The organism is Acinetobacter sp. YH12045 (genome assembly GCF_013419925.1).
In the GTDB taxonomy this organism is placed as follows: Bacteria; Pseudomonadota; Gammaproteobacteria; order Pseudomonadales; family Moraxellaceae; genus Acinetobacter; species Acinetobacter amyesii.
This window is the reverse complement of sequence record NZ_VOZE01000006.1, coordinates 1-15289: the sequence shown is the minus strand read 5'-3', so window position 1 is coordinate 15289 and position 15289 is coordinate 1. Positions and strand designations below refer to the sequence as shown.

At 41.9% G+C, this 15289-nt stretch carries 18 protein-coding genes and 1 pseudogene; 6 read left to right on the top strand and 13 right to left on the bottom strand.

Going from position 1 to position 15289, the window contains the following annotated elements; translation table 11 throughout:
• Positions 1–154 precede the first annotated feature (154 nt).
• Positions 155–697 (top strand): hypothetical protein, encoded by a 543-nt coding sequence (locus FTU02_RS09645; protein ID WP_373684232.1) that lies wholly within the window; start codon positions 155–157, stop codon positions 695–697.
• Positions 698–808: 111 nt separating this feature from the next.
• Positions 809–1318, top strand: coding sequence for a hypothetical protein (locus FTU02_RS09640; protein WP_180156896.1), 510 nt, complete (start codon positions 809–811; stop codon positions 1316–1318).
• A gap of 143 nt (positions 1319–1461) precedes the next feature.
• Here FTU02_RS09640 and FTU02_RS09635 read toward each other — a convergent pair whose 3' ends face one another.
• From FTU02_RS09635 to FTU02_RS09625, 3 genes are all read right to left on the bottom strand, one after another.
• Positions 1462–2415: a 2-hydroxyacid dehydrogenase gene (locus tag FTU02_RS09635; protein ID WP_180156894.1), complete on the bottom strand. Its 954-nt coding sequence runs from the start codon at positions 2413–2415 to the stop codon at positions 1462–1464.
• Positions 2416–2511: 96 nt separating this feature from the next.
• A complete protein-coding gene (locus FTU02_RS09630; RefSeq protein WP_078189765.1) occupies positions 2512–2703 on the bottom strand; it encodes a hypothetical protein in 192 nt (63 codons plus the stop codon).
• 124 nt (positions 2704–2827) lie between these two features.
• Positions 2828–4099 carry an alpha/beta fold hydrolase gene (locus FTU02_RS09625; protein WP_180054360.1) on the bottom strand — a complete coding sequence of 424 codons (1272 nt, stop codon included), beginning with the start codon at positions 4097–4099 and terminating at the stop codon, positions 2828–2830.
• 116 nt (positions 4100–4215) lie between these two features.
• Here FTU02_RS09625 and FTU02_RS09620 point away from each other — a divergent pair, with 116 nt between their 5' ends.
• Positions 4216–4992 carry a class I SAM-dependent methyltransferase gene (locus tag FTU02_RS09620; RefSeq protein WP_180156892.1) on the top strand — a complete coding sequence of 259 codons (777 nt, stop codon included), beginning with the start codon at positions 4216–4218 and terminating at the stop codon, positions 4990–4992.
• Positions 4993–5001: 9 nt separating this feature from the next.
• Positions 5002–5580, top strand: a complete 579-nt coding sequence (locus tag FTU02_RS09615) for a hypothetical protein (protein WP_180156889.1) — start codon at positions 5002–5004, stop codon at positions 5578–5580.
• Between the two features lie 78 nt (positions 5581–5658).
• Here FTU02_RS09615 and FTU02_RS09610 read toward each other — a convergent pair whose 3' ends face one another.
• The 3 genes from FTU02_RS09610 to FTU02_RS09600 all read right to left on the bottom strand — a co-directional run bounded on the left by FTU02_RS09610 (position 5659) and on the right by FTU02_RS09600 (position 8005).
• Positions 5659–6069: a GFA family protein gene (locus FTU02_RS09610; protein ID WP_180156887.1), complete on the bottom strand. Its 411-nt coding sequence runs from the start codon at positions 6067–6069 to the stop codon at positions 5659–5661.
• Between the two features lie 73 nt (positions 6070–6142).
• Positions 6143–7348: a TIGR03862 family flavoprotein gene (locus FTU02_RS09605; protein WP_180156885.1), complete on the bottom strand. Its 1206-nt coding sequence runs from the start codon at positions 7346–7348 to the stop codon at positions 6143–6145.
• 6 nt (positions 7349–7354) lie between these two features.
• On the bottom strand, positions 7355–8005 hold the full coding sequence (locus FTU02_RS09600) for a DUF938 domain-containing protein (protein WP_180157065.1): 651 nt from the start codon (positions 8003–8005) through the stop codon (positions 7355–7357).
• An 83-nt stretch (positions 8006–8088) separates the two neighbouring features.
• On the opposite strand from FTU02_RS09600, the gene FTU02_RS09595 reads away from it, so the two are divergent.
• Complete coding sequence (locus FTU02_RS09595) at positions 8089–8274, top strand: DNA gyrase inhibitor YacG (protein WP_078189771.1); 186 nt, start codon at positions 8089–8091, stop codon at positions 8272–8274.
• An 88-nt stretch (positions 8275–8362) separates the two neighbouring features.
• On the opposite strand, the gene FTU02_RS09590 is transcribed toward FTU02_RS09595, so the two are convergent.
• The 5 genes from FTU02_RS09590 to FTU02_RS09570 all read right to left on the bottom strand — a co-directional run bounded on the left by FTU02_RS09590 (position 8363) and on the right by FTU02_RS09570 (position 12799).
• On the bottom strand, positions 8363–9007 hold the full coding sequence (locus FTU02_RS09590; RefSeq protein WP_180156883.1) for an MBL fold metallo-hydrolase: 645 nt from the start codon (positions 9005–9007) through the stop codon (positions 8363–8365).
• Between the two features lie 12 nt (positions 9008–9019).
• Complete coding sequence (hemH, locus tag FTU02_RS09585) at positions 9020–10042, bottom strand: ferrochelatase (protein WP_180156881.1); 1023 nt, start codon at positions 10040–10042, stop codon at positions 9020–9022.
• Between the two features lie 65 nt (positions 10043–10107).
• Positions 10108–11136 carry a DUF4062 domain-containing protein gene (locus FTU02_RS09580; RefSeq protein WP_067764038.1) on the bottom strand — a complete coding sequence of 343 codons (1029 nt, stop codon included), beginning with the start codon at positions 11134–11136 and terminating at the stop codon, positions 10108–10110.
• Positions 11137–11257: 121 nt separating this feature from the next.
• Positions 11258–12142 carry a glutamate racemase gene (murI, locus tag FTU02_RS09575; protein ID WP_180156879.1) on the bottom strand — a complete coding sequence of 295 codons (885 nt, stop codon included), beginning with the start codon at positions 12140–12142 and terminating at the stop codon, positions 11258–11260.
• A gap of 48 nt (positions 12143–12190) precedes the next feature.
• Positions 12191–12799 (bottom strand): DUF1285 domain-containing protein, encoded by a 609-nt coding sequence (locus tag FTU02_RS09570; RefSeq protein WP_180157063.1) that lies wholly within the window; start codon positions 12797–12799, stop codon positions 12191–12193.
• A gap of 194 nt (positions 12800–12993) precedes the next feature.
• Between FTU02_RS09570 and FTU02_RS09565 the strand changes: the two genes are divergently transcribed.
• Positions 12994–14706: an electron transfer flavoprotein-ubiquinone oxidoreductase gene (locus FTU02_RS09565; protein WP_180156877.1), complete on the top strand. Its 1713-nt coding sequence runs from the start codon at positions 12994–12996 to the stop codon at positions 14704–14706.
• A gap of 155 nt (positions 14707–14861) precedes the next feature.
• Here FTU02_RS09565 and FTU02_RS09560 read toward each other — a convergent pair whose 3' ends face one another.
• Both FTU02_RS09560 and FTU02_RS09555 read right to left on the bottom strand, forming a co-directional pair.
• Positions 14862–15083 (bottom strand): hypothetical protein, encoded by a 222-nt coding sequence (locus tag FTU02_RS09560; RefSeq protein ID WP_180156875.1) that lies wholly within the window; start codon positions 15081–15083, stop codon positions 14862–14864.
• 69 nt (positions 15084–15152) lie between these two features.
• Positions 15153–15289 (bottom strand): annotated as a pseudogene (locus tag FTU02_RS09555) (IS5/IS1182 family transposase); the annotation flags it as partial.

Genomic DNA, 15289 nt, shown 5'->3' with positions numbered 1-15289 from the left:
GCCTTTTTTTACCTTAAGCAAAATACAAACGTGTACAAAGCTGTCATTTGCTGTATTGATTTTGCTACGGCAGGTTTTTTTCGCTGCAATTTTTCCTATAATGCGTTAAAACCGTTCATCAGATAGAAAATCTATAAAATTCAGAGGTGAAGCTGTGAAGATTTCATTAAAAGCAACGTTATGCCTAAGCTTAATATTCACGACACCCATGCTTTGGGCACAAGAAAACACAACAGCGCAAAGTACTGAGCAACAAACGAAAAAGCCTGTGAGCCCTTATGGCGATAATCCAAATTTATTACATGTTTGGGCCTATAAAGCCCAAGAAGGCGTGGTCGGTGCTGCTAAAAATATTGGTGAAATGACTGAACGCGGAATTTCTAAAATTAAGCCTTCGGTTGACCAAGCTTGGGACAATACGAAAACTGCTACTCAAAATACAGTGCAACAGGTTGATCAGGGCGCACAGCAAGCCACTCAAAACGTCAATGAAAAATTGAAACAAACCCGTGAAAATATTACAGGTAAAACTAGCCAACCTGCGCCCATTAGCCAACAGTCGTTGAGTGAACCGTCTTCAGGCAATACAATCAATACGGCTCCGAGCAACAATGCGGGGCAAAATAACAATCAATATCCTCAAAGTAGCTATCCTTCGAGTTCAACGTCTACGACCTATCCAGTGACTGATTTATAATTTAACACTACATTTAAAAGCTCAACTTTGGTTGGGCTTTTTTAAAACCAAAATTGAATGCTTTTGGTCTTTGGCCTATGCCTATAAAAACAATGAATTAATGAGAAAAAAATGCGAATTTTATTTGGTATCTTGCTTGGTATTCTGCTCTGCGTTGGCTCTGTGATTGGCTTACAACGTTTTCCACAATTGTTGAAAAGTTATCCACAGTTGCAGACTATTTTTCCCCAATTGTACGATTCATACCAATATAACCATGATGCCGAAGGTAAATTATTACAAACCTTAGAGATGCTAGATGACGAAGAATACAAATCGACTGAAGGCAATGAAGCGACGTTGTATCAACTTGACGGTCAATGCAAAATTAATCTTTATCTTTTTGGAGAATCCAATCAATCCCTAACAAGTTTCTATTTTCACAATGATCAGATTTTACGTGCCTATGAGACAAATTTGATCTATCCAAATGGTGGCTTTAATCCTGTACCCAATACCAAAGAGCCTTTTAAACTCGAAAAAAGTTATTTACGAATCATGATGCCAAACAGTATCAAGACTGAACTTGAATTTGAGCGGATCAAAAATCATTTCAAACCAGCCCTCATTAAAGCCTGTTAATGCTATGCATATTCACTTTGAAGCGATTCACCACACTGTAAAAGTGTTATTGCTTACAGAGATCTACCACAAGTATGGTCAATGCCATGCAGAGCTGTAAAAGCATTAATCCAACACAGAAAAAGCAGTGTTAATGACAAAATTTAATTGACCTGACGACGAGGATGGCCCGCTTTAAAGGCCTCTACATTTTCAACCATTTGCTGCACGATACGTTGTCTTGCATCGACGCTGCCCCATGCACTATGTGGAGTAATAATTAAATTTGGAATACTTGGGTCAAGCAACACATTACCCTGCTTAGGTGGCTCAACCGTCAAGACATCGGTTGCCGCACCTGCAATCTTTCCTGATTTCAATGCCTCGGCTAATGCCGATTCATTGACAACACCACCTCGTGCGCAATTGATCACAAAGGCCGATGCTTTCATTTGAGCCAAGCTTTCATGATTGAGTAAATCACGGGTTTCATCAGTTAAAGGACAATGCAAACTCAGAAAATCGACCTGCGCTAGCATCTCAGAAAATGCCACACGCTCAGCCAACATAGGTCGATTCGGTAGCGCACCAATCATAATTTTCATGCCAAACGCTTTAGCCAAATGGGCCACGGCTTGCCCCAATTCGCCATAGCCGACAATCCCCAAAGTCTTACCAGCCAACTCAATAATTGGAAAATCTAGTAAGCAGAACTGATCCGCTTTTTGCCAATTTCCCTGTTGAACCGCGCGATCATACTGTCGAAAGGATGTCGCCAAGTTCAACATTAACATCAAGGTATGCTGTGCGACCGCAGCGGTGCCATAAGCTTGGCAATTACACACCACGATGCCTTGTTGCTGTGCGTGTACAAGGTCAACGTTATTGGTGCCAGTAGCAGAAATCAAGATCAGTTTTAATTGCGGATTGAGCTGCATGTGCTCAGCATTGATGTGTACTTTATTGCTGATAATCACATCAGCCCCTTGTATGCGCTGAGCAACCTCTGCAGCCATTGTTGCGGGATAGAGCGTCAAGTCATCAAACTGTACTTCTAGTCCGCTAAAATCTAAGTCCTGTTTATCTAGAGACTGATAATCTAGAAATACCGCTTTCATGGCTGCTTCCCTTCTGGCCGATTATAAAGATTCGATTGTGAATGATTAAAACCTGTGATGCACCAAAGTGCAATCGAACAGCATATAAAAAACCCGCTATTTCGCGGGTTTATCGAGATGATGTTGCAATGAATTTCGAATTTTGAGTATGACATAAATGGTCAGTATCGTAAGTAACAACATACTGCTGCTAAAAATCAGTATGCTTGAACTAACCCCCTGTGCATAGGCTGAACCCATGGTCAGCACTAAGATGAATAATACAGCAAGCATCTGTGTTGAATGCATACTGATACCCCTCATATTCCTTATGATGTTTTGGGCAGTATGATTGTTTTTTATACTGCCTTTCTCTCATCATAATCTCTTCCTACAAATTAGCAAGCTTTGGATTTTCAACCCAATGTCGAGCTTAAATTTGTTCGGGTTGCACCACGAACTGACAAGATGCATCGGCATTTTCCACAAAGAAGACTTGACCAAATTCATCACTACTCAAACGCAGTTCTTTATAGTTCAGCGTGTAATAGCCCACATATTTCTGCATTAAAATCGGATGCATACCAGTCGCAAGCTCATCTTGAGCTAAGACCAATTTCATTACCTGACGGTCATTCATCACCACCATGTAACGCTCATCTTGGACTTGTACGTATACCAGGCCTGTGCCCTTCGGCTGCAAAGGAATCAAAAACTTGTGATTCAGCGCAATTACACCAGCTGCATAGCTTTCAATTTTTTGGCTAATCACGTTAAACACTAAACCATGATCAAACTGGTCGAGTAACAGGCTACGATTTTCCTGAGGTAAAAAGGTCGTGATTCCCAACTTTTGCAGATCTTGCTCACTGACTTGTTTGTTATTAAACAATACCCGTAATAAGGTCTGTTTTTGTTTGGCATCAAAAAATTGTGGATCAAGCTGAAACGAATTGCTTTTTAAAATTTCACCCAAGGCATCTCGATGGCGAGTCAGTAAATTTTCGATAACTTTTCGATAATAAAATTTGCTGTTTTTCTTAACCCGACGCATTTTTTGATAAAAATACGGCGCATCAAAAGGATGTCTCAAGAAATCATTTAACAGTTCAGAACTCGCCAACACTGCAATGGCATCATGCCCTGTAAACGGCAGATGCAACACATGCACATGCGGAATTAAAGCCTGTAGTTTTTCAAAGTGAGCGCGATCTTCTGGACAATAAGGATCATACACCACGATATATTCGCGTGTAGTCGATACGTCTTCAGCAAGCACCCGCATATTGGCATGCAGATTAGGTTGAAAGAACATGCCATAGCGTGTATCGACAATGTCTTCAGGGTCTATGGAGTACTGCGGCACCATACTGACCACACGATGAAATCCAAATAAATTGGCATACTTAATGGCAGCATAGCCGCCCATGGAACCACCATAGGCAATACGCATCTCAAATTGTTCGAGGATCGGCTTGATGGCTTGATACATCGGTTGCATTGACGATGCTGGAAACCACGATTTTTGTTTCGGCATCACACCGATCACATTAAAATCATATTTTTGCAAAGACTTCTCGGCATTGATGCTCAAACCCTTGGCACGGGTAATCAAATCACCGAAGGAGAAAATAAGCTCACGAGAATTGCCAGGCTGAAAAATGACACGAATTTGATCATCTTCAAAAATGATGTGCTTTTCCATTGTGCTTTGCTCCAGTCCTTGTTGCGTCACGCTTTTCCTTCCTTGTTGCATTCAAAGTTTATCTTGTTCCAAATATGCTATTTTATAGAGGCCATACAGATTAAAAAGTGCAGAATATGACACATTCAATACATCCTGCCGCACAACAAGGCTTTAGCTCTGCAGCTGAACTCTATCAACAAGCCCGCCCTGACTACCCGATTGAAATCAGTGCGTGGCTACAACAACATTTAGCTTTAGCCCCTCAAGCCCATCTGGTGGACTTAGGCTCAGGTACAGGCAAATTTCTCGAGTATATTCGCCCACTCAGTGAAAATATCACCGCGATCGAACCTGTGCATGAAATGCTGCAACAATTGCAGAAAAAACATCCGCGTATTGCAACTTTAGCCGCCCAAAGTGATCAGATTCCATTGCATGATCATTCTGTGGCAGCGGTATTTTGTGCCCAATCATTTCATTGGTTTGCCACCCCTGAAACCCTCAATGAAATCAGTCGTATCTTGGTTCCCAATGGTGATCTTGTTTTGATTTGGAACCAGCGTGATATCCAAGTCAATTGGGTCAAACAACTCGCTGATGTCTTGAGTGAGCTCGAAGGTGACACACCACGTTATCATAGTGGGCAATGGCAAAAAGTGTTTGAACAGCAGCAAACATTTAAATTAATTGCCGAAACCACCTTTCAACAATTGCATCATGGTACAGTGGAACACGTGGTTTCCAAACGATTATTGTCCACCAGTTTTATTGCAGCGTTAAGCATGGATGAACAACAAAAACTGAAACAACTATTTGAAAATATCGTGGCTGAATCAACCCAAAAGACTGCGCAGGATTTCATTGATTTTCCCTATATCACGCATGTCTATATCTTTAGAAAAACACATTAGGACACGATTATGCTCTTGCCAATCTCTTTAAAAAAACTCAGTGTCATCTTCTTCATGGGTACGGTGCTAGGACTCACTGCATGTGAAAAATCATCTAAAACGGTGGAACAAAATAGTGAAATCAGTTCCGACGATCAAATCATGAAAGAGCTAAATAGTGATCCTATTAAAAACTTTGCCAAGACCCCAGATGATCTACACGACCTCACGCTTCTGACGCAATATGACGAGAGCTTTAGTCAAATTAGCGATGAGATGGAAGATGAGCTGATGAAACTGCGTGAGGAAGGCAAACTCACTGATGAATTTGCTACACAGCGTAAGCGTGACAACATCCAGTCAGCACTGAATATGCTCAAAGAACTCGAAATGAAAACTGAACAAGGCCGTTACATTCAAGGCTTGATGTACCAGTACTGGGACAATCAATCACAAATTTATCGTGAGAAAAATCAAACAGCCGATGGTGAGTTGAAAAATCCTAGTGATAGTGTCAAAGGTCTCGGTCAGTTTATTCATGCACAAGAACAATTAGGTCATTGGCAGGAACAATATCCCGAGCTTAAACATCCTGCTCAAGCTCAATAAATTAAAAGTCGAAAAATGACTTAAACAAAAAGGGTTCCACGTGAACCCTTTTTTATTTAGAAATACAACGCAAAAAAATTAAGGATGCTCTGCATATTGCGGTAAATCATCATGAATGCTTTCCCATTCAGCTTTGGATGCGACAAAGATATGACAGGTCGGTTTCTGCGTCAGAGGCGTATCTAAGGTACCTATACGTAGGCGGTAATAATCAGGCGTTTCAGCCTTAATACTGATGATCGGCGAACCACACTCACTACAAAAACAGCGCTGCGTAGTGGCCGTGGACGCATACTGTTTCAGAAACTGCTCACCAGCCACAATTTTAAAATCTGCTTTAGCAATCGGGGCATTGGTCGCAAATGCTGTACCATTGGCTTTTCTACACCGAGAACAATGACATTGCACGATTTCACCAATCGGACCATTGATCTCATAACAAACCGCTCCACACAAGCAGCTTCCGGTATATTGTTCTTGTACGCGCATAGTGGTCTTTCTTAGAAGAATTTCATCTCAAAATATCACAACTCCTCAGCAAGATTGTGACAATTTGAAGCGCTTAGTTCTGCAAAGAAACCAGATAGTTTTGAACCTCTTCACCCGCTGCTCGACCGGTTGCAAGGCATGCCGTCAGCAAATAACCTCCAGTAGGCGCATCCCAATCCAACATTTCTCCACAGACAAATACTGCAGGATTGCTCTTCAATTGTAAGCCATCATTTAGGACTGAACGCTTCACACCACCTGCGCAACTAATCGCCTCATCTATCGGGCGAAATCCATCAAGTTGAATATTTAAGTGTTTAATTTTCGCAGCAAGTAAGGCAGGTTCATGCCACAAAGATTTATCCACCAGTTCACGGACCAGTGCAGCTTTCGCCACATCTAAACCGGCTTTACGCCAAACATTGGTTAAAGATTGCTTTTTCGAAGGCTGTAATTTCTTAGCCAATTGTTCAACACTTTGATCTGGCAATAAGTCCAAAGTCAGCTGCATTGGCTGAGCAGATTTCACTTGTTGACGCAAAGCACGACCTTGTTTGTAGATCAATCCACTTTCCAGTCCATAGTGTGAAATGATGATATCACCTTGGGTCGGTTCGGCTTGCTCGACCCATGCATTGACCCGCTTTAAAGGCTGTCCAAACACGGGCTGCATAAACTTCGACCAAACGCGTTCCACACCGGCATTACTGGCCTGAAAAGCTTCAATACACTCAGGCTGCAGCCATTTTTGCCATGCGCCATCACTGCCTAAACGTGACCAAGACACTGCGCCACATGCCATAATAATTGCATCAAAACCAAGTACTTGACTTGATTCATCAACAAGGTTTTGAATCGTTAGCTGATTGGACTGCAAGTCCAAAACTTGATGTCGATAATGAAACTGCACCCCGTCGAAACTGAGGCGTTTTAACCATGCACGTAGCAAAGGCGCAGCTTTCATTTCAATAGGAAAGACCCGACCTGATGAACCAATATAGGTTTCAATACCTAGCCCCATCATCCATTGTTGAATCCATGCTGCATCCCACTGCTTAACCCATGGACTCAGCCATTCCACTTGATCATAGCGCTGCACAAATTGTTCAACAGGTTCTGCATGCGAAATATTCAGCCCCGTCTTGCCAGCCATTAAAAATTTACGGGCTGCCGATGGTTTTTGCTCATAAACATGAATGTCATAGTCAAATTGGCTAAGCACTTCCGCCGCCATCAATCCCGCAGGCCCTGCCCCAATGATTGCAATACGCTGAGTCATGCCCAATTATTCCGCAGATGCTTCGGTGAGTTGCTTGCCTTGTAGCGGCTGAAAATCATCAAAACGTGTGGTGTAATCTACAGGCTTGGTAATGATTAGCTGCTGACAGAGTTCACCACGTTCTAGATATTTAATCTCAAAGTGTGTACGTGCTGAAGTCTCTGCAATGCGTTCTTTGACAAAAGGTAGCTTCCAAACATCAATTAACTGCTGCTGCGCTTCCTCAATATATTCAGGAATATTACTGGCCAAGGTAATCTGACCACCCGGCTGCAAACGCGACAATAGAAATTCAAAAAACGGCATATTTAACCAGCGCTGTGCAGGATTATGTGGTTCAGGGTTTGGGTACAAAATAAAGAATTGCTGTACTTGCGCAGGATGTAAGGCATGTACTACCCAAGGAATCGCATCTGCATGAACAGGGCTAAGATTTTGCTGCCCTTCAATTTTATGCTGTTTTTGCATCGCAACAAATTTTTCACGTGTCCGCTCAACAGCAATCAATTGAAATTCAGGGTGATTGGCTGAAAACAATAATGCATGTTTACCTTTACCAGCCCCAATTTCCACACAAATCGGTGTGGAATCAATCGGCTGAAAATCACGGGGAGCTCGCATACGCTGCGCTTGAAATTGACGAATAGGCATAAACAGATCAAACTAAACAGAACGGCATAAGTCTAACAACTGCGACTGTATTTGCCTAATTGAATCATCCGTTTTTGCTGGAGTTAAGCATGCCCACCACCATGAATTGTCCACGCTGCGGCGCATTGACGACTTGGGAAAATAATGAATATCGCCCATTCTGCTCAGATCGTTGTAAATTGATTGATCTCGGTGCATGGGCCAATGATGAATATCGTCTGCCGACACAAGATGCACCTCAGGCTGATGGTGGCCGTGAAGAAGATCAATTCTAAGGACTCAAGTTCATAAACCTGTTATTTAGGTAAATAAAAAAGGAATCCGTGTGGATTCCTTTTTTATTGGCTTTCTCAATCTTGTTGCTTAACCCGCTTTACCAGCAACGAAAGGGTTATGTTGTTTTTCATAACCAATGGTACTCATTGGACCGTGCCCTGAAATAAACTGGGTGTCATCCGGCAAGCTAAAACATTCACGCTGAATAGAGTCGAGTAATTGTTGATGGTTACCGCGTGGAAAATCTGTCCGGCCTATCGAGCCTTTAAATAACACATCACCCGTCCAAAGCACGGCATATTTTGCGTTATAGAACATGACATGACCCGGTGTATGCCCCGGTGCAAAACGCACTTCAAACTCTTCTGCACCCAGCTTCAAGGTTTCGCCGCCTTCCAACCATTGAGTCACATGGACACTTTCAGGGATAGGGAAACCATATTTCGCAGAAACTTCCTGAATCATGTCCAACCAAAATGCATCTTCTTTATGCGGGCCAATCACCGGAACATTCCATGCTTGGGTTAATGCCCCAACCGCACCCGCATGGTCTAAATGGCCATGCGTTAACCACAAGGCTTTGACCGTTAAACCGAGCGCTTCAAGTTCGGCTTTTAATTTTTCCGGCTCTCCCCCTGCATCAATCAAGACCGCTTCTTTCGACTCAGAGTCCCAAACAATGGAACAGTTTTGTTGAAATGCCGTGACGGGCACGATTTTAACTTGCAACATAGGGCGACAACCTCAAGGCGATGAATGGGCTAATGTTTGCTTTAAGGCATCAAGATTAGCTTGAAGTAACAAATTGAGCAATCTAACATGATCATCCCGCGCGTTTAATGCGGGAATATAACCATATTCGCCACCTCCTGCTGCTTGGAAAATTTCAGCATTTTGCAGCGCCAACTCTTCTAGCGTTTCCAAACAATCCGCTGAAAATGCTGGGCTCATGACCTGTACCGATTTCACGCCTTTTTTGCCCCATGCTTCTAAGGTGGCATCGGTATAAGGCTTCACCCACTCTTGCTTACCAAAACGCGATTGGAAACTGATTTCATATTGATCTTCATTTAAACCGAGCGCTTTTGCGACCAAGTGCCCTGTTACACGGCAACGGTCAGCATAGGGATCACCTTTATCGGCATAAGGCTGTGGAATACCGTGGAATGACATCAATAATTTATCTGGTACACCATGTTTAGCTTGATAATCACGCACACTTTGCGCCAAGGCCTGTATAAACACAGGATGCTGGTAATAGTCACGAATAATGCTCAGACCAGGTAAATTACGCTGCTGTGGAATCCATTTAGCAATCGCATCATATAAAGGTGCCGTAGATGTTGCTGAATACTGTGGAAACAACGGAAATAATAGAATATGGTCTTGAGGCTGCTCAGCCAATTGCGCTAAAGCGGCAGAAATCCCCGGATTACCATAAGTCATGGCCGGAATCACATTCAGTTCAAATTCTGGATATTTTGCTGTGAGATGCTGTTTTACTGCGGCGACTTGCTCAAATAAAATTTCACGCATGGGCGAATCATTACCCCAAACCATATCATAAGCATGTGCAACACGTTTAGGGCGAAATGGCAAAATAAACAAACGTAGAATGATTTGCCATATCGGTTTCGGGATTTCAATCACCCGCTGATCTGACAAAAACTGTTGCAGAAAACGACGCACTGCGGGCACAGTTGGCGCATCAGGCGTACCTAGATTCGCCAGAATAATGGTGACTTTAGCTTTCTCGACAGGCAACATTACGCTTTTTCCATCAATTTGAATGACGCTAATGTAGCAGCTTTTAATCCATTTAATAAAATAGATTAATATGCAGATTTAAATTGAAAAACTCGATCATTATCAAGCAAATTACTTTCTAGTAATTTTTGACCTTTACTGGTCACTTGCCACAACATCCGCTGACGATCATCTCGGCCATTGGGCACAATCCAGTCATTCTGCCGCATCTGGCTTTTAATGCTGTGTAAAGCACGAATATTCACTTGTGCCCGCGCAACCGCATGAGCACGTGGCATCTCAATACGTGCATCATCCAAACCTGTTTCATTCAAAAACTCATTCATTCGTTTAGAGAAGAATTCTTCAGGGGTTGGATTAACAAAGGTTGCGCCTAAAATCGACAAGAGCTGCGCCCACGTCATTTTCTTCTGTACTTTTAATTCTTTGAAATTACCATCTTGATAAGCGTGCATGCGGTATTCAAATGAAAATAGTTCATGCATCGACACTTTTGGTAAAGATAAGAACGGATCAACTTCGCGTTTTCCCGACTCTGTTTCGAGTTGAACTAACTGGGCTTTTAAACGATCAATTTCATCATGTAAAGCTTGAGTATTCTGTGGTCGCACCCAACCTGTAACAGGATAGCGTTCTAGCATTTGTGGCATGTTCAATCGAACTGCCATTTCTAAATCACGCAAACTACGATAGGTAAAAACTTGATCAACTTCATTTTGTAATAGTTTTCTAAATTCTTTAAATTTTTCACGAAGTTCAGGTTTAGCATCATGTAACGCATCATCACGTGAATCTGGATCATCATGCATAAACACAATGACAGGTTTTTGCTTGGTCACCGCATAGATGTATTCAAGGTGCATATAGCCCACACCAGACACAGACTGCTCACCGTATTGACTACCCAATAAAATCATCACATAGTCACAATCGTCAATTTGACGACGTGCAAAAGCAGTGCTCAATGGTGTACGTTGTTCTAGCCCCCATGAGAAAAACCCCATTCCTACAAGCGTCTGAGCCAAAATAATCCGTTCCGGCTGCATTTCGCTACCAGATGTGGAAATGAATACTTGATAACGCTTATCGAGCATTAGTGATCCTCTCCCGCTGCATAACGCACTCAGCATCGAATTGATCTTAGCTGGAAAATGCGACATGACTACCCCAATAAAAAACTAATTTTTTCATTTAACGTTGTCCAAAATGACTGATTTAGTCTTCTGAACTTATAAGTCCGATGTTGGCAATGTTCCAAGAAATATCATCTTGAATCAGGCGCGCCACAACCGGTTTTAAATTTTCCGCATTATTGCCACTGACATAGCACTCTATACGCAAACAATTTTCTCTTTTCTGATCAAATAATAACTCATTTTTAATCAAAATTCGGGCTGTTTGTCGTGCAACTGCAAAACCTGAGTCAATTAATGTCAGCTTCTGACCAAAAATATACTGAATTGCCGATTTTAGGAAGGGGTAATGTGTACATCCAAGCACTAAAAAATCTGCACCTTGATTTACAACTGGCTGTAAAACCTTAGTTAATGTGTTAAGACAAGCCTCACTCATCTGCGCGCCTGCTTCTACAAAGGGTACTAATTCCAAACTGGTAACAGTCAGAACATTGACCCCTGCCGGCTCAGCAAAACGATGCATCACATCTTTAATCAACTTTCCACGAAATGTCGCAGGTGTTGCAAGAACAGCCACTGTTTTACTTTTTGTTTGCAGAACGGCAGGCTTTAACGCAGGAACTAAACCAATAATGGGGAAGTTCTCCCCATAATGTTCACGCAAATAATCCAAACTAAAAGCAGATGCCGTGTTACATGCCACGACAGCGACTTTACAACCTTGGCGGTATAACCACTCTATGGCATGTGCAGTCAATTCACGTATATTTTGATCATCACGTGGCCCATAGGGTACATGTGCAGTATCGGCATAATACACAATACGTTCATTCGGCAAATAGCGCGCAATTTCCAAGGCCACAGATAAGCCACCAATCCCCGAATCAAATAAACCGATCGGTGCATCTGCGCCAGCTTTCGGCATGGGTACATCCAGTGGGTAAATGGGGTGAATGGCGGTCATAGGATCACTTATATGTTGTTCAGAATGACAAGGTGGAAAGCTTAAACCTCAGGTGCCTAATTGCAAGCTCAAATCACCACTTTGTAACACTAAAATGGATTCACCTTTTTCATTTTCAAGCAGTTCACCCATCTCAACCAAATGAAAGAATGCGGCACGCTGGATCAGTGCATTAATTCCAAAACGCACATGTACATAAGGGCGCAATTCACCTTGATATTCACGCATAAAAATAGGATGTTCATCATCCACAACAATCACGTCTTGTGTTGTGGTCGTAAACTGGATATAGCTCTTGTTTTCTAGCTCAAGCGTATCGACTTGATTAACAAATAAAGGCTCATCTTCCACCTGTATTTCAATTTGTTCCACAGGGGTTTTTAAATAGAATTTCCCATCTTCTTTCCAAAGCACGGTTGAGAACAGATCAATGAGTGCTTGCCGCTTGATCAATTGACCATCGTGCCACCATTCTCCATTGGCTAAAACCTTCAAATCCATTGCACCACAATGCTTTGGATGCCATTGATCTAATGGGGGGATTGACCTTTTGTGACCGGACTGTCCATCTTTTAAGTATTGTGCAATGTTCATTAAATTTCTATCATCCCTATTAATGAATTTTTTCGTCGGGTTTTCGTTCAATTGCTGCTTCATCCGCCTAATAAATACCTTAGTGACGGAAAAATAATATGATTCAGCCAATTGGCTAGAACTCGGTTTAAAACTATACTAGCCCACAATATCAAAGACACGATAGAAAAATTGTGTCTGGGCATTAAGAACACTCATGGCAGCACCATTTAAATGAATTGAATGGATGCCACCTTCCGAAATATGAGGAGTCCTACATGGAACACATCGAACGTGAATCGATGGAGTTTGACGTAGTTATCGTCGGTGCAGGTCCTGCCGGCCTATCTGCTGCGATTAAAATTCGTCAACTTGCAATTGAAAATAACCTAAACGATCTGTCCGTTTGTGTCGTGGAAAAGGGCTCCGAAGTAGGTGCGCATATTCTATCGGGTGCTGTGCTTGAACCCCGCGCGATGAATGAATTGTTCCCAGATTGGAAAGAACAAGGCGCACCGTTAAATGTGCCTGTGACTGAAGATAAAACCTTCTTCTTATTGTCTGATGAAAAATCACAAGAAGCACCGCATTGGATGGTGCCAAAAACCATGCATAACGATGGTAACTATGTTATTTCGTTAGGTAACGTGGTTCGTTGGTTGGGTGCTAAAGCTGAAGAATTAGAAGTGTCTATTTTCCCAGGCTTTGCAGCATCTGAAATTCTTTACCATGAAGACGGGACTGTGAAAGGTATTCAGACTGGCGACATGGGTATTGGTAAAGATGGCGAACCAACGCATAACTTTACTCCTGGCTATGAACTTCATGCCAAATACACATTATTTGCTGAAGGCTGTCGTGGTCACTTAGGTAAACGTCTGATTGCTCAGTTCAACTTAGATAAAGATGCTGATCCGCAACATTACGGTATTGGTATTAAAGAACTTTGGGAAATCGATCCTGCTAAACACAAGCCAGGTTTGGTGATGCACGGTGCAGGTTGGCCTTTAAATGAAACAGGTTCTTCAGGCGGTTGGTGGCTATACCACGCTGAGAACAACCAAGTGACTTTGGGCATGATCGTTGACTTGTCATACACCAATCCACACATGTATCCATTTATGGAAATGCAGCGTTGGAAAACACATCCACTGATCAAGCAATATCTTGAGGGTGGTAAGCGTATTTCTTATGGCGCACGTGCGGTTGTAAAAGGTGGCTTCAACTCACTACCTAAATTCACTTTCCCAGGTGGTAGCTTAATTGGTGATGACGCAGGTTTCCTAAACTTTGCGAAAATCAAAGGCTCTCATACAGCAATGAAATCAGGCATGCTGTGCGGTGAAGCTGTATTTGAAGCGATTGCTGCGGGTGTGGAAAAAGGTGGTGACCTTGCCATTGCACGTGTAACTGAAGGTGAAGACTTCTTCGCTAAAGAGTTAACTGCGTACACAGACAAGTTTAACAACAGTTGGTTGAAAGAAGAGTTATATAACTCTCGTAACTTCGGCCCTGCTATGCATAAGTTTGGTCAATGGATGGGTGGTGCGTTCAACTTTGTTGATCAAAACATCTTTAAAGTGCCGTTCACGCTGCATGACTTACAGCCCGACTTCAGCGCTTTAAAAACTGTCGATACTGCGAACTTCAAACCGAATTATCCAAAACCAGATGGTAAAATTACATTTGACCGTTTGTCTTCAGTATTCGTATCAAATACGGTACATGAAGAGAACCAACCTGCTCACTTGAAATTGACAGATGCTTCTATTCCTGTAAATGTGAACTTACCAAAATGGGATGAGCCTGCTCAGCGCTACTGCCCTGCCGGTGTTTATGAAATTATGGAAGAGAATGACGGTTCTAAGCGTTTCCAAATTAACGCGGCAAACTGTGTGCACTGTAAGACGTGTGACATCAAAGATCCTTCTCAAAACATTACTTGGGTAACACCTGAGGGTGGTGGTGGTCCTAATTACCCTAACATGTAATCTCTTTTGAGATAAAAATAAACCCGCTTAATGCGGGTTTATTTATGTAGTATGAAAACTATTTATCATTAATCACTAAATCATACTTTTTATTAAATTTTAAAGAAGACCCACCAACACCAGCTCTATAATACCCTCTCAATTCAACATGATATTTACCTGTTTTTTTTTGGTATCCCATAAATTTTTATTGTATTCTCATAAAAATATTCATCTTCACCGATCTTTGCAACCTTAATTCCAGAGTCATCTTTTAAATCAGTAACAACCACCACTTCACCTACCAAATTTACTTTTTCAATTTCAATCACCTGTTCATAGTATTTATTTAAAAAAGCCGGATTGAAATAATCAGGATTTATTTTTATCTCCGACATACAGCCAAAAAGATTAAGAAAAACAAAAAGTAAAAGATAATTTAAAAATAAGATTTAAATAGACTTCTTTCATAATTCATTTTTGCTCAGCTCTAAATTATAGATTCCCGCAATTAAATTGAATCTTAAGCCCAGTCTTTTTCCTCGATTACGATATCGCTCGGCAAGGATTTTGAAAGTTTTTAAACTACCAAATACATGCTCAA